This is a genomic window from Dysgonomonas termitidis, assembly GCF_054657735.1.
In genome coordinates, this window is the sequence record NZ_BAAHYD010000001.1 from 184,986 (window position 1) to 209,201 (window position 24,216).

Genomic DNA, 24,216 nt, shown 5'->3' on the forward strand with positions numbered 1-24,216 from the left:
TATTCTGTATCCATTTATATATCCAAATTTGTATCTGTTTTCACATTTCCCTTTTGATTTACTTTACAATATTTTAATTTTCAATTGTATTTAAAGATTATGCAGCTACAATTCGCAAAAAGAATGTCCGATATAAAAGCTTCGGAAATAAGGGAAATACTAAAAGTAACAGAACAGGAGGATGTAATCTCGTTTGCAGGGGGCTTGCCTGCTCCGGAGCTTTTTCCTATAGAGGAGATCAATGAAGTAAATCATATAGTTCTTAAAGAAGCAGGAACGAAAGCACTTCAATATACCACAACCGAAGGTTATGTTCCTCTGAGAGACTGGATTGCCAACCGTATGAATCCCCGTCTTAGTACATCATTCGATAAAGACAATATACTGATAACCCATGGTTCACAGCAAGGGCTTGATTTGTCGGGAAAAGTTTTTTTAGATGAAGGAGATATTGTTTTGTGCGAAAGCCCTACTTATTTAGCAGCAATCAGTGCGTTCAGAACCTATGGCTGTAAGTTTATAGAGATACCTACAGATGAATATGGTATGGATATGACAGCATTAGAAAATGTATTGAAAAAAATAAAAGGCATAAAGCTGATCTATGTGATACCCACTTTTCAGAATCCGACGGGTAAGACATGGAATACCGAGAAACGTAAGAAACTGGCTGAATTATCAGCAAAATATAATGTTGCAGTTATCGAAGACAATCCCTATGGTGAATTAAGATTCGAAGGAGAGCATCTGCCTTCTGTAAAATCGTTTGACACAGCAGGAAATGTTTTGTGTACAGGTAGCTTTTCAAAAATATTCTGTCCGGGTTTCCGCATTGGTTGGATTGCAGGGGATAAAGATATTATCCGTAAATATGTCATGGTTAAACAGGGTACAGATTTACAATGCAATACAATTGCCCAAATGGTTATTTCCGAATATCTGAAACGATATGATATAGATGAGCATATAGGAAAAATAGTAGAAGTCTATAAGAAACGTCGTGATGTTGCAGTAGAATGCATAGAGCGTTATTTTCCTCAAAATATAAAGTTTACGCATCCTGAAGGCGGTCTGTTTACATGGATAGAGCTTCCCGAAGCTATTTCAGCACGAGATGTTTTGGAGAAATGTTTGGAACAAAAGGTTGCTTTTGTTCCGGGAGGTTCATTCTTCCCGAATGAGAATCGAGAAAATACATTCAGGATCAATTATTCCAATATGCCGGAAGACGGAATAATAAAAGGACTAAAAATTATAGCAGAAGTAATAAAAGTATATATGAACAAATAACACCTTTTTTCAATATAAACTACGTTTTTATTTTATTTTTGTATACAAAAATGACAATTTCAATCAAAGTCAATTTTCTAATGAAAAAAATATTCATTTTATTTTTGTTTGTTCAAATTCCTTTTTTAGTGAAGGCTCAGACTTTATCTGAATTACAAGACAGTTGCTATTATTATATAGAACATAATGATACCCTATCCTTCAATAATGCTTATGTCAAAATCTTTAATATTTTCGAACAAGAAATGAATCCTGAGATATATTCATTAAAAAACGAACTTCGAAAAATGGGGAATAATGATCAAAGTATCAGGATATTGTTGATGGATTCACAGAAAAAGTATGGGGAAACCGACTTACGTACGAAAAATATTCGTAGAATAATGAATGGGATTGATAGCCTTAATGCCGGGAAGGTGACTCAAATCATCGATAAATACGGATGGTTAAGTAGTGATGATATAGGTGAAGAAGCAAGTGATGCTATTTTCCTTTGCATTCAACATTGTAGTGATGCAACCATACAAAATAAATATTTGCCTGTTTTGGAAGATGCTGTAAAAAAAGGGACTGTAAAAGGTTGGCAATATGCATTTTTAACTGACAGATGCCTTATGAACCAAGGAAAAACTCAAATTTATGGCACTCAAACCATTCTCTCAAAAGATAAAAAAACATATTTAGTTCCTCTCCAAGATATCGAAAATGTGAATAAATTACGGAAAGAAATAGGACTTGAACCCTTAGAGGAATATTTGAGAAGTTTTGGAGAAGACTGGTCAAAAGAAAAATATATGGAAGAGCTTCCCCGATGTAAAGAAATTTACGATAATTGGTATAAGAATAAAAAGTAAATTTTAAGGGAGGCAATCTTTTAGTCAACTAAAAACTGTTAAGTTTTTTGATAATATTCCCCAAACTTATCAAACATTCTTCAATGCCTGGATTCCAACGTTGTCCATAGCTTAGACGCATACAGTTCCGGTATTGGTCTTGTAGTGTAAACATACGCCCGGGGGCAATACTTATTCTTTGTTTCATAGCTCTATAGTAGAGCTTTTCCGTATCTATCTTTTTATTTAGCTCCACCCACATCATGAAGCCTCCCTGTGGTGTTATGATTTTGGTATCTTCAGGAAAGTGTTCCATGACAGATCGCATAAAATGAAGGCTGTTGGTATGTAATTCGTGGCGCAGTTTGCGTAGATGATTCTCATACCTGTCGTTTTCCATGAAGTTGGCAACAGCTTCCTGATTCAGAGTAGGAGTCGAAATTAAATGAATATGTTTCTGACGAATAATAGTTTCCTTAAATTTTCCGGGAGCAATCCATCCAACCCGATAACCGGGTGCTAGTGTTTTTGATACAGATCCACACCATAGCACAAGTCCGCTGTTATCGAAATATTTACATGGTTTAGGACGTGCATTTCCAAAGAATACATCGCCATATAGATCATCTTCAATCAAGGGGATATCGTACTCCGATAGCATATCTACAACTGCTTTTTTATGTTCATCTGGCACACAGCTCCCCATAGGATTACTGAAGTTACTCACAAGTAAGCATACTTTTATTTGTGGTAATACCTCCCGTAACGCATCAAGATCAATACCTGTGATTGGGTTTGTAGGTAATTCCAATACACGGAGTCCCAAGTTTGTCGCTAACTGTAATATTCCGAAATAAACAGGGCTTTCAACAGCGATTGTATCTCCTTTTTGTGTAATCGCAGATAAGGCTAATGAAGTAGAATTGGTAACTCCGGTAGTTGTTACAATGTCGTCTGCTACTAGATCCGCATTCCAACTATATGCAAACCGGGCTATATTTTTTCTTAACCGTATATTCCCTTGCGGATTTTCATATCTGTTTCCGCTACCGGGAAGTGAATGCATCGCTCTGATAAGTTCTTTGTTTAATTTTGCAATGGGTAACAAGGCATCTTCGGGAATACCGAGAGAAAAACGCATTATAGAGTTATCTTCTATGCTGCGATAGACTTCGGAAATCAAGTTTTCATTTCCTTTTCCTGCATATTTGATCGAAGGTTGGGTTGTTTCAGGAGCAGACAAGCGTAACGGCTTATAGTTGACATGTACCCTGATTTAGGACGCGAAATGATGAACCCACCTTTCTCTAATTCATAATAGGCCTGAATAGCTGTATTCAGGCTTACTCCATACTCATGGCTGATAGTGCGCAAGGATGGTAATTTATCTCCCGTTTTCCAGATGGCTAATTTTATCTGGCGGGCAATTGTGTCTGCAATTCCTTGATATAGACTTTCTTTTTTCATATCTGATCTGTATCTTTCAAAGATACCATAAATACATCTGTATCTATAGTTCTATCAAATATTTTCTATAAAGAATTATTACCAAGCTGTATTTTTTTAAGTACCTGTATGAGTTTTAACTTCCAATTGTATTTAAAGATTATGCAGTTACAAATGCAAAAAGGATGTTCGAAATAAAAGCTTCTGAAATAAGGGAGATATTTAAAGTAACCGAACAAAAAGATGTAATATTTTGATTTTTTTTCGGGCTATTAATTGTAATTATCCGGATAATATTTTCTTCTACATAAGTACTTCTACCTCTTCTGTTACGGTTGATGTTGCTTCATTTTGATTTTCAATTTCTCTAAGTTCGTTTTGTATTTTGCGCTCCAATGCTGCCAGTTCTGTTTTTAACCTGTTCAGTTCTTCCATTTTTTTCCATGGCGTATTGACTATTTCCTGCATAACAGCCGTATCTTTCTTTAGCTGGGATATCTCTGTCTGGAATTTAGGAATCAGACTATATATTTTATCGAGTGCTTTTATAAAATTGGTTACAGCAAGCATTGGGTCATGAGCCAGATCACCATTGTTATAGGTGTATTTGCATGCGCCTTCAATATAAAAACGGTTATACTTATATTTTCCGTTATCCATCATATCGGTTTTTACTAATATTATAAAGTTCAGGAGTGAACCGATCCTGACAAATTCACTTTTTGTATCTTTATTCCCGGCAATAAGTACAAGCCGTTGGCCAATCAGTTCCAGGGAATCATTGTATTCGAAGTTATCCAGTTTGACCGGATTGGGTCTGTTTCCGTCTTCATCCTTTGGCAGGTGAGTCTGCACTTCTTGCCAGTCTTTTTCTATACCTGCCAGACGCTCCTGCTTTTTTGCTAATTCGAACATATTGTATTTCAAACTCCATCCGGTAGATTCCAGTTGTTTGTTATAGTTTTTATGTTCACTTTCCAATACACCGATCTTACGCTCCAGTTTTATTTTATCCAATAAATCGGTATTACCGGAAAGGATTGCTACATACTCGGAATAATTCATATTGCCGTCTTCATCCATCGCTCCTTCGTCAATGGTACGTTTGCCCAGTGAATTAGTCTTGAGTTGTGTAATAAAGGTCTGTTTATTTTGTAACAGGTTGAACTTATAAGTATCCAGGCTATTTTCGGATGCATAAATGATATTATCGACTTTATTGCCGGCATAGAGTTTGGCAACCCGGTTTCCTTTGCGCGCTCCCCTACCCCCGCGTTGTTCCAGGTCCTTCGGAGTCCAGGGGATATCCAGGTTATGTGTTCCAATGGTAAAATCAGGAGCATCGACGCCAGTTCCCAAGCTTTTGGTATGACCAAACAGTATCCGTATAATCCCATGCTTAAAATCCGATATCAATGCGGCACGTTGCCTGATATTCTTTGCTTCCTGGATAAAACGGATCTCATTACTACGTATCTTATAATCTTCTACCAGCTTACGCTTTAATTCACTGTAGATATTCCACTCATTTGGTTTATCCGGTTTGAAAGTACCTATATCGCAAAATACAAACTGGGTTCCACGGTGATTATCGTATTGATAATAATAGTCAGCAATTTTTTTTGCCGCCTGAGACAATTTATTATCCGGGTGGTCATGGTATTTTTTCGGATTAATCAGACGCATATCTATGGATGCCTTTCGAGCAAGGTCGGTCACAATCAGCATACGGCCGGAATCTTTTTTATCATATTGAACTCCGGGACGTCCGATCAGCTCTCCGTCTCCGGACTTTGCAAATTCAATCAGTTTTAGTTGAAACTCTGCCTGCTCCGGTGTAGGATGGGTTGTATAGAGAACAATATTATTCTCGGGACGGTCAATATTGATACCCTTAGCTGTACGGTAGTCCGTTATTTCATTGTAGAAATTGGCCAGTTCCGGTACGTTTTTGAAATACCTGAACCTTTCTTTGGATTTGATCTCGTTGGTCACGGTAAACTCGAAATCCGAAATCTTTTTAGCATATACAGCCGCCCATGCATCGAATGTACGGATACCCTGTGCTTCCATTGCCATTGGACGCAGGTATTTAAACAGCAAGTACAATTCGACCAAAGAATTACTGATTGTGGTTCCACTTAAAAAAGTAGCACATAAATCCCTGCCATTACGATATTGCATTGTCCGCAAAGCATACAACAGGTTCAGTGCGCGCTGGCTTCCCTTGGGGTCTCCCAAGCCCGAAACATACCTGTAACGCGTATCAAAACGAAGATTTTTAAATTCATGAGATTCGTCTATCAGCATGTGGTCAATGCCCATTGTGCGGAAATCCACCACATTTTCATCCCTGCGGTCTTCCATCTTTTCAAACAGTTCACGAAGGGTAGATTTCAGGTTTTCCTGCCGTTTTTCCAATCCCTTTAGCATTCCTGCAGAAGCTGATATATTATTCAACCGTTCATAGACTCTCAGGTTCTCTTCAACGGAATCCAACTCTTTCTGGAGAATATCCCGCTGAATCTCCAAAGATTGGGGTATCTTAAAGAATTGTTCATGTGTCAGGATAATCACATCCCAATCATTGTTCTTTATCTTATGAAACAGGCTTTTGCGGTTTTTGGGTTCGAAATCCTTTTCAGATGGGTATAGTACCTTATCATTGGGATAAGCTTTCATATAAGTTTCAGCAATGGTGAAAATATTGGTTTTCAAACCGATGATCATTGGTTTATGAGCCATCTTTAAGCGTTTCATCTCATGTGCCGTAATGCAGATCGTCAGGGTCTTACCGGCACCCACCTCATGATCGACGATCCCCCCGTCATTGGACTTGAGCATCCAGACGGTATCGAACTGGCTGTCATAAGGTTTATCAATACCCAAAGCCTGAAGCTGTAAACCGGGGAAAGTCTGGAATTTTCCGTCATATTTAGGTTTAACACGTGCATTGAATTTCCGGTTATACAAATTGGCTAATTCCCCTTTAGTTTCTATCGGCAGGTCATTCAGGTAATCGGTAAAGCCGCTGCGGATTTCATCAATTTTTGTATTGGTCTGTTGGATGGCATCCAGATCGGGAATACGGATTTCCTGCCCGCTGGCATTATACCGTCCGGATGGCTTGGTAATTTTTGGAAACGTATTGACCAGTGCATGGGAAAGGATCGTCAAACCGCTGACATCATTACTGTCATCGGGTTTTACCGCATATTTCTCCCGGATTTCAACGGTATACTCATTATCCGCGGCAATATGGAAATTATCAATGTCAGCGATGTATTCAATCGTAATCTTTGTATTGAATATCTTGCTCACATATTCATTGTAATAAGAAACAGGGAGCCACCTTTCCCCGAAATTGAAATCAAGATCTGAGAACGGGATGGGTTCAGGGATGGCTTTCCTCAGTGTTTCCAATGATTTTTGGCTCTGTTCAAGATCATCTGCCTCAGGGTTTTCGTTTATATAAGCTTCTATTTCTTCTGATTTGACAATCACATCACCGGATATAAAGCAGGAAGCTATTTCATATTCACCCGATAACGGATTGTAATAGATAATACCTTCCAGCTCATCAATCAATATGTTGTTTTCCTTTCCGCTGATAGCAGACATATAATCCAGGTTGACAATCCCGAATTTATTAATTGAAGAAGCCAGGGCTTCATCCGCTTTTTCTACAAGGATTGTCTTATCAGTCATAAAAGCCACCGGATGGTAGAAGATACCGGCCAGCTGCTTCTTCCCGTTCTCATAGTATTCAAGTGTCAGGATTTCATCCCCGAAGATATCCTGTTGCAACAGCTTGTAATTATCCTTATTGTTTAGTTCTCCGTATTTAGTCGTAAATTCGATGTACCTGTTATTCAATGTTTCGCGTAATTCGGGCAGCTCTCTACGTTCTATTGTTTCTGTCTGATGCAAATGAAAATAAGCTTCACGTAAATTTATATAGGATACTAAACGGCCGGTCAGGTCCTTATTTATTTTTAATGGACTAAACAGATATTCTTTGTCTTCACATTGCTTCTTTTGATTCCACTTGGTTTTTATGGATAAGATACCGACCTGCCCTTCATTTTCCACTAAAACCCCATCTTTGTAAAAATCCATCAGGATACCCTCATACAGACGTGGTTCCAGGCTCTGAGTCCGGATTTCAATGGCATTCTCCGTTATATCGGTTAATGACAAACTAACAGATGTTTTCTGAAGGGACTGTGCTCCGGCTTTTGTCTTTTGTTTTTGGCCGATCTGAGTCCGTTCTTCCTCCGGTATGCCAAATAAATCATAGAGGCTGAATTCTTTTGTTGGGATTAGCTCCTCCTTAACTTCATTGTCTTCGATTATCTCTTCTTCCTTATCAGGTAATATTTCAGCCTTCAAATACGTGTTATAAAGTTCCAAATCCAGATGGATAGCACAATCTTCCCGTATTTTGTTATACAGGTCTGCGGATAATTCATCCATATCCCCCTCATACAGAAAATTAATTGCCGGATACCCGTATTGGTTTTTCCCGAGTGATACGGATGTATGCACTACCCGGCTGAAATCCATATAATAATTATTTATATTAACTTCCCCGAGTTTACGAATGCCCGTAAAACTATATTCCCGGATTGTCTGTTCGGTTTTACCGCTATTCTTCTGAAGGATGATTAAATCGCTGGGAGCCTCGGTATTGGCACTGTCGATAAAGAGATTATCAGGCAGGCGGATAGCAGTTACCAGATTACACCTGTCCATCAGCCATTTTCTCAGATAATCATTTTTAGGGGAATTCATAACACCCTGGGATGTAATAAATGCGATGAGACCTCCCTCGCGCGCAGCATCTACTGCTTTTATAAAGAAATAGCTGTGGATATCCTTACAGGAGCGTTTTTTATCTTCATCCTTACTGCCTGAGAATAAAGGATCATATACCCGGTAATCCCCGAAAGGGATATTGGAGCTTACAACATCAAAATAATCCAGAGAACGTTCATCGATCGTTTCAAAACCTTTATTAAAGATAATATCTTCAGATCTTAGCCGGGACAGGATATCGGCTGTCAGCAGATCCTTTTCAAAGCAGGTAACGGGTGAAGTACCGGAATCATTGAATGCTTTTACAAATGAACCGATACCGGCACTGGGGTCCAAAATACTCCTTGCATGTATTCCTGAATCGTATAATCCGTTCGCAATAGCCCGTGCGACCTGATCCGGCGTATAGAATGCAGTTAATATTGAACTGCGCAGGCTGTTACAATAATCCTTATATGCTGCATCAGATCCGCAGTGTTGCCGGATAATACTGTATAAGAGTTTTGTATCTTCAAACAGGCCTTGTTCTGATGCAGGCCATTTGTTCTTATCCTCCGGACTCTCACACGGTCGTAAAATGCATTTCAAGCCGCCAAAGCCGGAATACTTACTTAAAATTACCTTTACATCATCGTTTGCGTCTTTGCCTTCTTCCTTGAGCCGGAAAGATGTTTGGATAGCCAGAATGTTATCCTGTAAATGTTTCTTTTTACTATATGCCATAAAGCTGTCATTTAAATTTCAGCCGGCTTTTTTTGTCATGTTCCCGAATAGGCAAGGTTTTTTGCAGAAATACACCCTTTAGGGTGGAGATTTCTGTAAAAACCCGAAGGGCATGACCTTGCTATTCATTTGGGACATGACATAGCTTTGCGCGCTGAAATTAAATGGCTGCTTTTTCTCCGATTTAAATCAGAGAACCTAAATCTTCATATTGGAATACAGATGCGTATGGTTGTGGATAAAAAAATAAGCATGTACCGGATCAGGTACATGCTTATCTTCTAAGAATATGATTAGTTTAAGCCTTAATGATTTGTATATTTGAATTGTTCGTCAGTATAACGGTCTCCTACTTCGGGATATTTGGCCAGAATATCATCAATTGCGTTCAGGTCTGCTTGTGAAAGATTTACGTCTACGGCTTTGGCATTTTCCTCTAAATACTTAACTCTCTTTGTTCCGGGAATAGGAATGATATCTTCGCCTTGAGCCAATACCCAGGCCAGGGCTAGCTGGGAAGCTGTTATATCTCTTTGTTCAGCAAATTCGGCAAAAGCAGCTGCCAGTTTATTGTTGTTTTCGAGATTCTTACCCTGATACCGGGGAAGATGTTTGCGGAAGTCATTGCTGGCATCCATCTTAGATACATCTAATCTGTTTGTAATTAATCCTCTGGATAGAGGAGAATAAGGAATAAGTGAGATTCCCAACTCACGGGCGGTAGGTAAGATTTCACGTTCGGGGTCACGGGTCAATACCGAATATTCATATTGCAGAGCAGAAATAGGATGTATGGCATTTGCCTTGCGTATGGTTTGAGCTGAAGCTTCACTGAGTCCTAAATACCTGACTTTCCCTTCTTTTACCAAATCAGCCATTGCTCCGACTGTTTCTTCAACAGGAACATTGACGTCTATACGATGGGCATAATAAAGGTCAATCGTATCGATCTTGAGTCTTTGTAAACTTTTTTCAACAGCCTGCCTGATCCATTGGGGAGAGCAATCAACTTCTGCCCCTCCAAGTCTGGCCTCTTTATCGTACCTGAATCCAAATTTGGTCGCAATAAATACTTTATCTCTATTATCAACCAATACTTTCGATAGTAGTTCCTCATTTGCTCCGGCTCCATACACATCGGCGGTATCCCAAAAATTAATACCTAAATCCAGGGCCTTATGCAGAGTTGCTAAATTGTCCGCTTCATTTGTCGGGCCATAAGCGTAACTCATACCCATGCAACCTAATCCTAAAGACGATAATTGTTCGTCCGTTTTTGCGAGTTGTCTGTACTTCATGATTTTCTGTTTATTTATCTGTTTGATAATACAAAGCTATGTATAAAACGTACAGATGTTGTTGCGATATTCAAAGAAGATAGTATAAAATTCAAACAATGCAGATAAAATTATTTTGTGTGATTACGCACTGAACCCGGAGAAATACCGGTGTTCTTCTTAAAGAAATTATTGAAATAGCTGGGATGTTCGAACCCGAGTCCAAAGGCGATTTCAGAGACTGTCATATCCGTGTGGTTTAAAAGGGCATAGGCCTCTTTTATGATTCTCTCGGAAATGTGTTCCGAGGTTGTTTTTCCGGTGATTTCCTTGACTGTACGGTTCAGATGGTTAACATGCACCGATAGCTGACGGGCAAAATCGTTTGCTGATCGCATGCTAAGTGTATGCTCGGGTATATCCACCGGAAACTGTCTTTCCAGAAGTTCCATAAATAAACTTGATATCCGCTCCGATGCACTGCCCTGAAAGGCATTATTATTAGGGACTTGCATCTTCATCGCTTCATGGATGATCAGGTGAAGATAATTCCGTAGGATATCATATTTATGAATGTATTCGGAGTTGATCTCCTCGATCATTTTGCGATATATAGCAGCTATTTCATCAATTTTTTTCTCATCCAGAAAAAATATTTTATTATCTCCGATTCTAAATAACGGAGAGTCTGCAAGGCTCCGGTTGCGCTCTGAGGATTGTATAAAGTCCTCGGTGAACAGGCAATAATATCCTTCTTGCAGTTCACTTACTGCTTCCCATGCATAGGGAATCAATGGATTGGAGAATAGCAGTGCAGGACGGTCTATTAAGATCCATTTATCGGCATAGAATAACTTTCCATCCCCTATAATCAGGGATACTTTGTAAAAATCGCGTCTACTGTAACCTGAATTACTTGTGCAATATTTTCGTTCAAAGACATTGAAGTGTCCATATTCCGGAGGGATTCCCTTGTTTTGGAATGAAGGATCTTTTTGCTGCCTTGCATAAAAATCATTAATGTTTTCAAATATTTCCATATCTGTAAATATAATAGATTTTTCTTTCTTATAGAAACCACGATCCTCCTTTTTGTAAAACTTATAGTTTACATTATTTTTTGACAACTTATTTCAGGAAAAGACAGAAAACACACACACCTCAAATACGACAAATTACGACAGAATGCGACAATTTACGACAATACATTAACTAACAGCAATTTACCCGAAAATCACTTTTATATTTGATTCGGATTACATGTGATAAATTAATTTTTAAAGTATAATGTATGGCAAAAGAAATAAAGAATGAATCGGCAAAAAAAACACAACAACCGGAAGATAGCCAGGTTTTAGTTGTGGCTGACAAAAAGAACAAAAGCATCGAAGTCGTAAAAGATGCTGATAAAAAAAAGGGGGTTAAGACTGTCCCCCCTATCAAGGAAAGAGAAAATGAGTTCCTGAAGATCGGACATAATTCCGACCCTTCAGATATCCTGCTGACTACTGTTAAGAATTTCTACAGCCAGGCTCGTGATCCGACACAGTTTGCAATATATAAAATACCGTTCAAAACATTCGAATTATTAAAAAACGGCCTGCAAGGGCTATATAATCAATTTAATAATAATCAAAAAAAAGAATCTATGGAAAAAGATCAAAACAAGCAGGATACAATTCCTGAAAACAACACCGACAGAAAATACCGGTTTATGCCTTCACAGATCAACTTCGATCAATTAAAAGATTTAGGTATCACAAAAGAATACCTGGAGCAAAAAGGTTTGTTGGATCAAATGCTGCAAGGCCGGAAAACAAATCAACTGATTCCTATATCCATATCACAGGGAGGAGCCCATGTAACTACCGATGCTAAATTATCATTGCGCCAGGAACAGGATGGTTCTGTTTCCTTAAGAATACATGGGGTAAAAAAAGAGCCGGAACTGGACAGGCCATACTTTGGACACGTTTTTACCGAAGAAGATAAAAACAATTTACGGGAAACTGGCCACTTAGGGCGCGTTGTCGATCTATATGACCGCAATAATCAACTACACCCTTCTTTTATCAGTATTGATCCCCTGACCAAAGAAATCAGCTCTGTCAGGGCTAAAGGTGTATTTATTCCGGATGATGCCAATAACGTTAAACTTATGGATCATGAGAAAGAGGATTTGAGAAACGGGAAAGAGATTTTTGTTGAGGGAATGGTCTCGAAAGCCGGAAAAGAGTTTGATGCCTATCTTCGGGTAGATGCTAATGAAAGGAGGGTTACATATCGCTTCGAGGAAGGCTTATCCAATATCAAGAAAATTGGAGGAGTGGAACTAAATGACCAGCAAAAAACTGACCTGAAAGAAGGAAAAACGATTCTTGTCGAAGGTATGGTCAATAAGCAAACCGGAGAATTACGCGATTCTTATGTAAAGGCCACAGATCTGGAAACTGGGAAATTACAGTTTTCCAATTTCAACCCGGATTCTCCTGCCGAAAGTCGGGAGATTATCATACCTCGATATGTTGGGCAGGTATTATTAACTAATGAAGACCGTAATGACCTTAGTGAAGGAAAATCGATTTTCCTGAAAGACCAGGTAAGAGCTAATGGTGAGACTTATGACAGCTTTGTCCGGCTGCATCCTGCAACAGGTGATATACAACGCAGCAGGACTCCTGATGGTTTCAGTGAAGATGTAAAAGTTGAAATCCCGAAAGAAATATCCGGTGTGAAAGTGACTGCAAAGATGAAAGCCGAAATTCAGGATGGAAAAGTGGTGGAAATCAAAGGGGCGAAAGGAACTGACGGGTCATTTGTACCTACCTTCGTCAGGATCAATAAGGATACAGGACTGCTTAATTTCTTCCGGGAAAATCCCGACAAAGCCAAGAAAACAACAATCAATGGGGATTCGGCTGATACTAAAGCTCAGCAAACAGCGGCTAAGGATGTGAAGAAATCGAAATCCTCAAAGATTAGTTAGTTCCTGAACACTCCTAATAATTTATATGCGATATGCACAAAAAGAAACCATTGGTATTTCCAGAAGAGACAGTAAACTGGAATGAACTGGAAGCGATAGGTATCTATAAGGATGACCTTGAAAAAAAAGGCGAGTTGGAATCGTTATTAAATGGTGAAAAAACAGGCTCGATAAACCTTCATCTGATGTTAAACGGGATAAATATCGACCTGGATGCCACCTTGCAACTGATCCCGCAAGACGATCTATATATCGTTGAAGTCAGGGGTATCTCTCCCGAATAAGACTATAATCATTTATTATTTAGTTCATTAACCGGATTCTCCATATTGTATATGGAGAATCCTTTAAATCTCATTGTTTATATGATAGCGATTATTACCGAAAAACCCAGTGTAGGACAAGATATTGCACGGGTTTTAAATATAACTGAAAAGAAGAACGGATACATGCAAGGTAATGGATATATGCTCACATGGGCGTTCGGGCACTTGATAACACTCGCATATCCCGAAGATTATGGGATAGACAGTTATAACCTGAACAGCTTGCCAATATTACCCGAACCTTTTAAATTGATCCCCCGGAAAACAAAAACAAAAAAAGGTTACCAAACCGATGGTACTGCAAAAAAACAATTGGACGTTATTAAATCGGTTTTCTCCGGATGTGATCGTATAATTGTAGCCACTGATGCTGGTCGGGAAGGAGAACTTATATTCAGATATATCTACAATTATCTGAAATGTAAGAAGCCATTCTCTCGTTTATGGATAAGTTCACTGACTGATAATGCCATTAAGGAAGGATTTCGCCATCTCAAAGACGGCACATGTTACGATAGTATATACCTTTCAGCTGAAGCAAGGAGTAAAGCGGATTGGCTGATGGGTATCAATGCCAGCAGAGCTTTATGCATTTGTTCCGGGGATGGTAATAATTCTCTGGGAAGGGTGCAGACTCCGACTTTAGCCATCATTTGCAAACGTTATCTCGAAGTCCTAAACTTTAAACCGGAACCTTACTGGCAACCGGTTATCAATGTCCAGATTGGCGAGTCTCCTCTATATATCAATACGACTTCACACTACCTAAAAAAGGAGGATGCCGAAAGTATATACCAATTTCTGAAAACCTATTCCACGGTCAAAGTAGAACGGATCGAAAAGAAAACAAATAACCAACAACCGCCCTTATTGCATGATCTGACCAGCCTGCAGAAAGAAGCTAATAAATGCTTTTCAATGACAGCTGATACAACCCTTAATATTGCACAAAAACTTTACGAGGCAAAATTGATCTCTTACCCCCGTACCGGGAGCAGGTATATCCCCAAAGATATATTTGAAAAAATCCCGGAACTGATTGATTCCCTTAAAGAACACCCGGATTATAAAAATCAGGCAAAGTTATTATCTGCAATGAAAACAAAGCTCAATATGAATACAGTGGATGACAAGAAGATCACAGACCATCATGCACTGATAATTACGGAAAATAAACCGGCTAAACTGATTGAGGACGAAAAGAAAATATACGGGTTGATTGCCCAAAGGATGCTTGAGGCGTTTGCCGGTGTTTGTAAAAAATCAATTGTGGACATCGGGCTTGCTTGTGACGATATCAAATTCCATATCAAACAAACATCAATAGAAGACAAAGGTTGGACCAATCTTTTTGGGGCTGATCCGGATAACAGGGATGAATCCGGAAACATTATAGACTTGTCTTCGATTAAAGAAGGTGATTATCTGCAAATTCTGGGACATAATTTAGTTGAAAAGAAGACTAAACCGAAAGCCTTGTATAATGACTCAAGCTTGCTGGGAGCTATGGAAGCTTGCGGTAAAGATATTGAAGATGAAGAAGCCCGAAAAGCAATCAAAGATGTAGGCATCGGTACGCCGGCAACCAGGGCTTCCATTATTGAAACTTTGATGGATAGAGGATATACAGAAAGAGATAATAAAAATATAATTCCTACAAAAAAGGGGTTGGACCTTTATAAAGCAATAAAACTGATGCGCATTGCAGACGTAGAGATGACCGGAGGTTGGGAAAGCGGGCTTGCTAAAATTGAGGTAACACCTGATTATTATAACTCTTTTATGGGCGGGATATTGATATATACCAAACAGGTCGTAGATGAAATTACCAGTGTTATAAAAGCTGAGAATACAAAAAACGAAACTCCTTATGTTTGTCCAAGATGCAGGCTGGGTAAAGTTACATTTTATAACAAAGTAATCAAATGCAACTATTCTAAATGTAACCTGACCCTTTACCGTGAGCTTTGCGGGAAAAAACTAACCGATAATCAGCTAAAGGAACTCTTTAGAACAGGAAAATCGCCTCTGATTAAAGGGTTCAATGGTAAAAACGGGAAAGCTTTCGATGCTTATATTAAATTCGACAGTATCGGTAATTTTCATTTCTCTTTTCCCGATAAAGAAAATCGGATTAAAAAATAACTGTCAATTTCCCATCTTATGAAAGATATCAGTTTAAGAAATAAGGTCATGGCAATATTCCTTGATAAAAACGGGAAGATTTTCCCGAATGCAAACGATGATTGTAGCCAAATCTATTTTTGTGAAATTCCACTAAAAGGAGATATAGTTTGTCTTGAATTGGATATTCACGATGCATTAATAGATGAAGATATAAAGTATCTTATCCCATTTCTTGAGGAATTCTATCCTGAACATAAAGGAGCCTGTTATAAATTTGAAGTACAACAAAGATATGTAAGTAGATCCGGGGGAGAATCTTGGGTGAGTATCTTTTTAAAGTATATAGGTTAGTATTGACCGCAGTTCTTCTATATATTCGCATATTTTTGGAATTTTGAATTCAAAAGAGAGGCATCCGTGACGGACACCTCTCTTTCTTTAATACATATATTATTTCCTTATTTGTTTCTGTCCGGTAATTTTACTTAAATCCGGAAGAAAATAAAAGATATCTGTGCGTTCCTGCCTTGGGTTACCTGCAGGGAAAACATATGAATAACGACATTCCACAGGTTGTAACAGTACCTTATCCACGTTTAATCCATCATAACGGCTTTTAAAATTCAATTGTTTTACAGAATCTATACTATTGTTTAATTGATCAATCGTATTCATAAATCCGTCAATAATGACCTGTGATTTGAATCTTGCCTTTTTCTCTATTTCCATGTATTCCAAAGACATTTTTAGGAGTGTCTCCTGCCTCTTTATATATGCCTTATTATCGTCTTCAAAGGTATTTTTTAAGAAATTAATGCTATCAGAAACAGTTATCGGTGGTAATTCTTTTATTTCGATTGATTCGAACTGGCAGTCGGTAAAAACACCTTGTTTATTAGTTTGAGCATACTCACGGATTAATTTTTCATATTCATTTTTTTGTGAACATGAAAAAATAGAAACAATAATAAAAATAAATAGCAGCTTTTTCATAAATATATTTTTAAGGGATAACTTAGTATTTTGGGTATAAAAATAGATAATTTATATTTAATACATACTATATGTATAGCATTTTATTTATCGAAACTTCATTGTTTATTTTCTTTAATGGCCTCCAAGTTAGTCAATGAATTTATCAGGTTCCGGACTCAATTACAGCTTAAAATTATTTTATAAGTTATTTTTCAATATCTCAAGTATATAAAGTCATTTTTAATAAATCTACATATAATAAGAAACTTAAATAATTCCACGCATTATATAGTGGACGGAAAAGATTTATTCTAATCACTTATATCAAAGATATATAGGCAATATGTTTGTAGACTTATAAGATACCCTTTCTTTTATCCTGATTAAAGTATAAAAAAAACCGCAAGAATATATTCTCACGGTTACTGTTGATTGATAAATAATAATCAGATCCTTAATTAAAATACATATCGGGGGTTATAGTCGTAATCTTCTTCCCTTTCTCTTTCATCTCATAGAACTTCTTCAATCGTTTACTCATTGTTGAGTCATGCTCAACATTCTGGTCGCCATCACTCTCTTCGCTTTCAGCTTCTTCTCCTTCTGAAAGTAATTCACCTTTCTTTTTACTAATAAATTCTAGGATTTTTTTCTTCTCTTTTTCGAATTTCTTGTTGGACTGATCTATAGGATTAAGGCTTACACGGGCTGAGATTATTCCGACCTTTATTTTTAAATCCATAACGTATGTTTTACCTTCCTCCAGGTTTGCATCTACATAAAATGTATTTTCTCCTTTGGCTATAAATACATGTTCTCCGGGATCACACTCATAGGCAAAATATTTTTTTAATCCCAGTTTTCCCAGAAATATATCACCGTCATAAATACTGAATTTTACCAATAAAGCCGCCGTTTCACGCCTGGCAATATATACCATGCATTTACCTTTGCCTGGTTTAGCCAGTATATCTTCTGTCTGCATTGGTTCCGTCTCCTGCGCAAACGTATTTGCAGACAGAAGAATAAATAAAAGGAATAGTAATTTTTTCATTTTGTTCTAAAGCTTAGAAATCCTGTAACCATTAAACTTGAAACACTCATCCTGTCCGTTACACCGTACATCTCAAATGAACCTGCGGTAACAGACAATTTCAGGCCTGTGCCGACGTTTTCGCTCAGGCGGTATTCACAGGCAATATTAGCATTAATACCAAACACCGTTTTCTCTATTTTTGCATAGCTCCCACTTATTTCTGCATCTCCCGAATAAAATATAGGGCCAAAACCCAAACCAGAATAGAAACCCCATTTATTATTTATGTAACGGCCGTTACATGTTGCCCCAAGGAAAAACATTTTATCCGTTTCTCTCATATTTATATTCTTCATATCGTCACTACTGTATCTGGTGAAACTTCCATTTAACCCGATCCCAATGAATTCATGAAAATAATATTGGGTTTCAATGTCCAAATTATAGCCATGTCTTAAATCGGAGGTAAAATCTTTGACAGCTTGGTTTCCGGCATCCAAATTCTCTCCAAGCCAGTAAGCATAGCCTCCGCCAACAGTAAAGCGAAAATTCTTATAATTTTCATTTTCCGTAGTAATATTACTGCTTACTTTTCTCGAAACCAGCCTTCCGGAATTCTGTGCTGATAAATACACTGTGGAAAAGAACATGAAAAGGAATGAAATAAATAAAATACATTTCTTCATAATAATCTTTCTTAGGTTTATATTTGTGGTGTTAGTATTTATTTCAGGTTTAACAATAGAACGTGTCAAATCTAATAATATTTTTTATAATACTATATATATATTATTATATTTAATACTCATTTAATTTTTAGAAAATATAGAACATCTATATAGATTATATTATTTGAAGTTTTTTCAATGTCGATAAAAAAAGCTGCATCATTTATACAGATGCCACAAATAAATTATATGGGTTTATTTTGTTTCTTTTTTTAAGTTCCGATTTTCAAACTCGTCAATAATAATTTGATTTACTTCAATCTTCACCCGTTTATAGTTCATATCAATTTGTTCCTGCATCCGGTCTACGCCATTTGCATCTACAAAGTTTACAATTTGAGGAATTGGAATATACCTGCTGGTTTCTGACTTTACAGTATCATTATCGATAATTATCTGTGCATGAAAGATTTTCTGATCAATCCGTTCATCGAAATTATCCGAAACAGAGCCGACAAACATCCCCTGTGTAAGGTTGGAAATCTTTGATGCAGGAATCAATGAATCGAGCTGTGTATTGATAGAAGTAGATATATCCTGTCTGCTGATTGACATCGATTGACGTTTTTGCAATACTTTTCCAAACCTTTCCGACAAGTTTTTAGCCGTATCCCCTACTACCTGACCGGAGAATATATTTCCAACGGTATTCTGGATCACTTTGGCTTCTTTATCGCCATAATCTCTGATTAGCTGGGAATAATCCTGGAAACCCAGGCACACGGCAACTTTATTGCTTCTGGCCGTAGCAATCAGGTTATCCAAACCTCTGAAATAGATAGTTGGTAATTCATCTATAATAACCGAGGACTTCAATTGCCCCTTTTTATTAATGAGTTTTACAATACGGGAATTATATAAACCCAAAGCTGCGGAGTAGATATTCTGCCGATCCGGATTGTTCCCGACACAAAGGATTTTAGGTTCATTCGGGTTATTGATATCAAGTGAGAAGTCATCACCCGTCATAACCCAATAAAGTTGTGGCGAAATCATTCTCGAAAGAGGAATTTTTGCACTTGCAATCTGGCCATAGGCTAAGCACCCGGCGCCTTGCCACTTTTCACGGTGGTAGGTTTCCAAGCACTCGCCTCCGAACCGTACGTACACATTCCTGCGTATACGGCTCTCCATTAATTCATTCAGTCTAATGTACCTGCGTGTATCTTGTGATGGCATTTTATACATACTGCTAACGTTTTTCGTTTACGAGCAATCATCTTAACTTCCCATTCGGATTTGCCTTTCAGGTCTTTGAGTTTACGGACGTGGTGCATTTCGAGTTCGTCGGTCGAACCGCAAAGTTCACAAACTCCGGCTTGCAGCCTCGTTATAAGTCCATTTCGACCTCCTGTTATAGCAATCGTGTTAGGAAGACTGTCATTTAGATTCACATCAGGTGTTTCGTTACGTTTGAAACCTTTGTCGTAAAATTCTCGATAAAAAGTGTGCCCCCTCTTATTGGTGTAAGGAATAGCAAATACACCTTTCTTTTTGTATTTTGCTATTATCTTTTTCTTGGAAGTACGGTATTTGCCTGCATACGTTTTATACATGCTGTACTCCATGATATTATAGAAGGAGTCGATAATACAGCTATTATTTGCGATTGAGTAATAATTGTAGAAGCCTATGATTTCCGAATTATACTGGCTAATGATTTCCAGATCATCCAGATTTCTCATATAGCTACGTCCTGTGGGCTTCCAAAACTCCGTGCCATTTTTCTTAGTGATTTTCACTGCGTTATAGGCTAATAGTTTGTTTCGCATCACTTCGGTTGTTACATAAAGAACGATCTTGTGATCGTAGCTTCTGACTAGATGCCCGTTCTTATCCCTATGGGTATCATTGGAATTGCGTACAAAGATGTCGTATCCAAGAAATTTAGCTGATTTCTGTGCATTGGTTATCAGTGTCTTTTCGTCCGACAGTTCCAACTTTAAGACATTATACAAATAATTTTTGATATCATCTTTAATTTGTTTACAGTCTTCTTTACTTCCAATAACGCTTATTAGAAAATCATCTGCATATCTCACATATTTCAGACGTTTGATATTGCTATCCATTTCATCACCAGCAGGATATTTCAGGCGTTCTTTTATTATTTCTCGTATTTGCTCATTAAGCTGTTTTCTTTGTGTTTCATCGTTTACATTTTCGAGTTTCTTTTTCAGCTTTGCTTTCTGATGTCCAAGTCTTTTGGCAATAGGATTTTCTTTTCTCCTTGTTCCCTTATCAAATCTAAGGATATATTCTTTCATGTATTTGTCAAACTTGTCTAGATAGATATTAGCCAAAATTGGGCTGATAATTCCACCTTGCGGAGTTCCACTATACGATTTGCGAAATACCCAATCCTCGATATATCCGGCATTAAGGAATTTACGGATAAGTCTTATGAACCTATCATCTGCTATGCGCTCTTTCAGCATACTAATCAGTATTTCGTGATTAATATTATCGAAGAATCCTTTAATGTCGCCCTCGATAAACCACCTTGTACCATTACACGAATTCTGAATGCTTTTTAGAGCAGTATGGCAACTCTTCTTAGGTCTGAACCCGTGAGAAGATTTCTCAAAACTACCTTCATAAATTGCTTCCAGAATAAGTCTGATTGCCTCTTGCAGAAGTTTATCATAAAATGCAGGAATGCCCAAAGGACGTTTCTTTCCATTTTTCTTTGGAATATATGTCCTTTTGGAAGGATAAGGATGATACGTTTCATCTTTTAACGTATCAATCAACTGTTTAACTTTGGATATACTAAAGCCGTCAATGGTTTTCCCATCGACACCTTTGGTCATGTTGCCTGGTTTAGCATAAATGCGCTCATAGGCAAGATAATACATTTCCTCGTTAAACAGAATCCTGTACAGCCTTTCAAACTTGTAAGTCAAGTCGCTGCTGTGTTCGGTTAGACTGTTTAATACTTTTTCCGGATTTCTCATGTCTCTCACAATTTCCTTTAATCATATTAAACTGAATTAACTGCCCCCCTTCGCCGTGCAGTTTTACCTGCGTGTACAAGGCTTTCCCTTGCTCAGACTACTACGGAGGCTCTGTTACCATGTCGGATATTCAGGGGCAGACCCCATAGCCTTACAACTGGCTTTCCGATTTAGGTAATCCCCGTTTAGGTACACAATAACATAATCTGAAATTCAGATTAGTTTGGCAGATAGATTGTCGGATACGACTTTCGTCCTTTACTATGTATGTAGTTGCGTCGTAGTAAGTTCTTTTGCTCAAAGCCCCTGCAAGGTGAGCTTGAGTACCACGATATGACGGGTTTCGATTCTTTTGAAATCGTATAACTACCTTACGTCAAAGCCTAACCATCTGACCGCTCAGACTATCGTTCAATCAATACAGACTTTATCCTCATATCTATCGTTTCATCTAGCCACTCAGTCGAGACAGGGTAGTTTGTCCACTTGTGGCGTTCCCGAGCATGCTACACTCCCCGTCGTCTTTCGTTGACGGATAAGCCGGGTGATGATAGGTTATTTTTTCAAAGAACGCGAACCTAATCTCTTGCCAAAGAGATATTTATTGAGTACCCTTACGGGCGCACTTGAAGCTGATCTTGAGCACCTCCCTGCCATGCATCCATAAAGGGGCTGAGATAATTTTCGAGTTCCGGATATGAAGTTAATATGGTAAAGATATCGGCATACTGTTTATTTAAAAACTCTATTGCATGCGGAAATGTACAGTATTTACCTCCTTCATAGATTTTTAAATACCAGATGATAGAGGCCAATAATATGATAGGGGATTCGACAAAGAAATCCCCTTGTTTTTGTATCCAGGTGCGGTTCAAATTCAGCATAATAGTATATGCGGCCTCATAGGCATCAGAAATGTCTGTCATAAATTCAGGATTAATGGGATTACAACGGTGTGACTTACGCGGATTATCGAAGTTGATAACAAAGAACTGAGGCTTTATACTGTAACAATCCATATTGTTGATAAGTGTATTATAGGCTATAATACTCAAGTCATCAAATTTATAATCATAGATATACATCGAAAATCCCTTCTTGATATGTTGTTTTATATAATTATTGACTACGGCGTATGATTTTCCTGAGCCGGGGGTTCCTAATACGATAGTTGCCCGGAAAGGATTTACAACGTTGATCCAGCCATCGTTCCACTTCTTTTGATAATAAAATTGGGTAGGAAGGTTTACTGAATATTCATTCTCCATTAGCCGTGTCTCCTGCATAAATGATTCATTTTCTGTATTGAAAACATCTTCCATCAGGTTATTTTTCAACAAACGGCTAATCCATAAACCGGCTATTAGAAGCAATATAAAGCCAAGAGATAATGTAAAAATATACAATGCTGCATTAGCTGAAAGAGGTAATGGAAGGCTTAAAATCCACCAATTCAGAAAAAAGAGGATAAAACCGAAAAATAAACATACATAGATTTGGTTCCATGTTATTTTTTCGTTTTTCACCCCTTTGGTACCTAAGCACGACAGAGCCAGAAAAACAACACTGAATAGTTTTGTCCAAAGAATATTGGAAAACAATCCTGCTGTTCGTTGGAAATTTAACAGGATTCGGTCAACTACACCAATATTAATACCCCATTTAACAATACACTCGTAACAGAACCAATAAATATTTATCACTACAAATAATATACTAAGAGCCCGCATAAATTCCATTACTTTAGCAAGCCCCCTTAAATCATCTTCATTCTGCATAATCTATGATTTCGTTTATTGAATAATTATTCCGTAAAAAAAAGAGGTATATTAATTGAAGGATTCTTGTGTCGTAATTTGTCGTATTTTGTCGTAATTTGTCGTAATTTGTCTACCGGATTTATAACATCTTACACATTTGGCATTCCATATTGCAAATAAGATATAAAGAGAAATAAGCATTCTATATTAATAATCTTTGCAACATCAAGAGTCGTTCTTGTTATGCAATAAATTCAAGAATATTTTTTATAGAAAATAATCGCACTTAAATAAAATAACAATTGTTCAGTATTATTTAAATTTAATTTCAACTTATACAAGGCTTACAAATATGGCATATATGTAATAACTTCTCATTCATTAAAATAATTAATTTATGGTTTTTAATCATCATTCTCTCCTTATTTCTAATTATTAAAATAAATATTAAATTTTTATACTATATATATAGTATTTCAATAACCTTGATAATAAAGATATCTGGTTATAACAATAGGTTCAAAATATAATTCTGAATCTTTATTATAAAATCTTCTATCAAATGAAAGAGTTCAACAAAAGAATCAGTACGGCTACAAAGATTTTCCAATGGCCAAATACCTGATTTATCACGGTTCTCAATAAAAGGGATGATTTTGCAATATTTAACTTCAATACCTCTGTTTTTCAGCAATATAATTGCCGGTTCACTGATCACTTCCGTTTACTCTACTAAGTGCCAGAAGTGCCTCTGCCCCTTTACCTACTACTTTATCGGCAATAGAGGCACCATCCAGAAACAGGAAGTCGCTTTCAATCAACTCATACAAATCCATTACCCCTGCTTTATAAAAGTGCAGATTTCATCTCTATTTGATATCACACAAGAGTATCCTCCTGTATGTAATAATTCAAGAATACTATTCATATAATA

Annotated in this window: 15 protein-coding genes and 3 pseudogenes; 6 read left to right on the plus strand and 12 right to left on the minus strand. The window is 37.4% G+C overall.

The window, feature by feature from the left end; translation table 11 throughout:
- Positions 1-99: 99 nt before the first annotated feature.
- Positions 100-1,290: an aminotransferase-like domain-containing protein gene (locus ACYQ3L_RS00855; RefSeq protein WP_380000423.1), complete on the plus strand. Its 1,191-nt coding sequence runs from the start codon at positions 100-102 to the stop codon at positions 1,288-1,290.
- Between the two features lie 80 nt (positions 1,291-1,370).
- Positions 1,371-2,144 (plus strand): DUF6624 domain-containing protein, encoded by a 774-nt coding sequence (locus ACYQ3L_RS00860; protein WP_380000421.1) that lies wholly within the window; start codon positions 1,371-1,373, stop codon positions 2,142-2,144.
- A gap of 28 nt (positions 2,145-2,172) precedes the next feature.
- Here the strand turns inward: ACYQ3L_RS00860 and ACYQ3L_RS00865 are convergent.
- From ACYQ3L_RS00865 to ACYQ3L_RS00880, 4 genes and pseudogenes are all read right to left on the minus strand, one after another.
- Positions 2,173-3,590 (minus strand): annotated as a pseudogene (locus tag ACYQ3L_RS00865) (aminotransferase-like domain-containing protein).
- A gap of 282 nt (positions 3,591-3,872) precedes the next feature.
- Complete coding sequence (locus tag ACYQ3L_RS00870) at positions 3,873-9,110, minus strand: N-6 DNA methylase (protein ID WP_380000419.1); 5,238 nt, start codon at positions 9,108-9,110, stop codon at positions 3,873-3,875.
- Positions 9,111-9,415: 305 nt separating this feature from the next.
- Entirely contained in the window at positions 9,416-10,408 is a 993-nt protein-coding gene (locus ACYQ3L_RS00875; RefSeq protein WP_380000416.1) for an aldo/keto reductase, read from the minus strand.
- Between the two features lie 110 nt (positions 10,409-10,518).
- The gene (locus ACYQ3L_RS00880; protein WP_459952248.1) at positions 10,519-11,427 is read right to left on the minus strand and encodes a helix-turn-helix domain-containing protein; all 909 of its coding nucleotides are present in this window, start codon (positions 11,425-11,427) and stop codon (positions 10,519-10,521) included.
- Positions 11,428-11,678: 251 nt separating this feature from the next.
- Between ACYQ3L_RS00880 and ACYQ3L_RS00885 the strand changes: the two genes are divergently transcribed.
- From ACYQ3L_RS00885 to ACYQ3L_RS00900, 4 genes are all read left to right on the plus strand, one after another.
- Positions 11,679-13,373 carry a DUF3945 domain-containing protein gene (locus ACYQ3L_RS00885; protein WP_380000414.1) on the plus strand — a complete coding sequence of 565 codons (1,695 nt, stop codon included), beginning with the start codon at positions 11,679-11,681 and terminating at the stop codon, positions 13,371-13,373.
- A 32-nt stretch (positions 13,374-13,405) separates the two neighbouring features.
- Positions 13,406-13,657 carry a DUF4099 domain-containing protein gene (locus tag ACYQ3L_RS00890; RefSeq protein WP_380000412.1) on the plus strand — a complete coding sequence of 84 codons (252 nt, stop codon included), beginning with the start codon at positions 13,406-13,408 and terminating at the stop codon, positions 13,655-13,657.
- Between the two features lie 81 nt (positions 13,658-13,738).
- Complete coding sequence (locus tag ACYQ3L_RS00895) at positions 13,739-15,844, plus strand: type IA DNA topoisomerase (RefSeq protein ID WP_380000427.1); 2,106 nt, start codon at positions 13,739-13,741, stop codon at positions 15,842-15,844.
- 18 nt (positions 15,845-15,862) lie between these two features.
- Entirely contained in the window at positions 15,863-16,177 is a 315-nt protein-coding gene (locus ACYQ3L_RS00900) for a hypothetical protein (RefSeq protein WP_380000410.1), read from the plus strand.
- 99 nt (positions 16,178-16,276) lie between these two features.
- On the opposite strand, the gene ACYQ3L_RS00905 is transcribed toward ACYQ3L_RS00900, so the two are convergent.
- The 8 genes and pseudogenes from ACYQ3L_RS00905 to ACYQ3L_RS00940 all read right to left on the minus strand — a co-directional run bounded on the left by ACYQ3L_RS00905 (position 16,277) and on the right by ACYQ3L_RS00940 (position 24,118).
- Positions 16,277-16,819, minus strand: a complete 543-nt coding sequence (locus ACYQ3L_RS00905) for a hypothetical protein (protein ID WP_380000408.1) — start codon at positions 16,817-16,819, stop codon at positions 16,277-16,279.
- A 436-nt stretch (positions 16,820-17,255) separates the two neighbouring features.
- Positions 17,256-17,855 carry a hypothetical protein gene (locus ACYQ3L_RS00910; protein ID WP_380000405.1) on the minus strand — a complete coding sequence of 200 codons (600 nt, stop codon included), beginning with the start codon at positions 17,853-17,855 and terminating at the stop codon, positions 17,256-17,258.
- Positions 17,852-18,523 (minus strand): hypothetical protein, encoded by a 672-nt coding sequence (locus ACYQ3L_RS00915; protein ID WP_380000403.1) that lies wholly within the window; start codon positions 18,521-18,523, stop codon positions 17,852-17,854. Before ACYQ3L_RS00915 ends, ACYQ3L_RS00910 begins: the two co-directional genes overlap by 4 nt.
- Before the next feature lie 237 nt (positions 18,524-18,760).
- Positions 18,761-19,600: pseudogene (locus tag ACYQ3L_RS00920) on the minus strand (TraM recognition domain-containing protein); the annotation flags it as partial.
- 107 nt (positions 19,601-19,707) lie between these two features.
- Positions 19,708-21,522, minus strand: coding sequence for a reverse transcriptase domain-containing protein (locus tag ACYQ3L_RS00925; RefSeq protein ID WP_380002105.1), 1,815 nt, complete (start codon positions 21,520-21,522; stop codon positions 19,708-19,710).
- 626 nt (positions 21,523-22,148) lie between these two features.
- Positions 22,149-23,300 (minus strand): annotated as a pseudogene (locus ACYQ3L_RS00930) (YWFCY domain-containing protein); the annotation flags it as partial.
- 487 nt (positions 23,301-23,787) lie between these two features.
- Positions 23,788-24,000 carry a DUF1893 domain-containing protein gene (locus tag ACYQ3L_RS00935; RefSeq protein WP_379998394.1) on the minus strand — a complete coding sequence of 71 codons (213 nt, stop codon included), beginning with the start codon at positions 23,998-24,000 and terminating at the stop codon, positions 23,788-23,790.
- Entirely contained in the window at positions 23,990-24,118 is a 129-nt protein-coding gene (locus ACYQ3L_RS00940; RefSeq protein ID WP_379998392.1) for a DUF1893 domain-containing protein, read from the minus strand. Before ACYQ3L_RS00940 ends, ACYQ3L_RS00935 begins: the two co-directional genes overlap by 11 nt.
- Positions 24,119-24,216 lie beyond the last annotated feature (98 nt).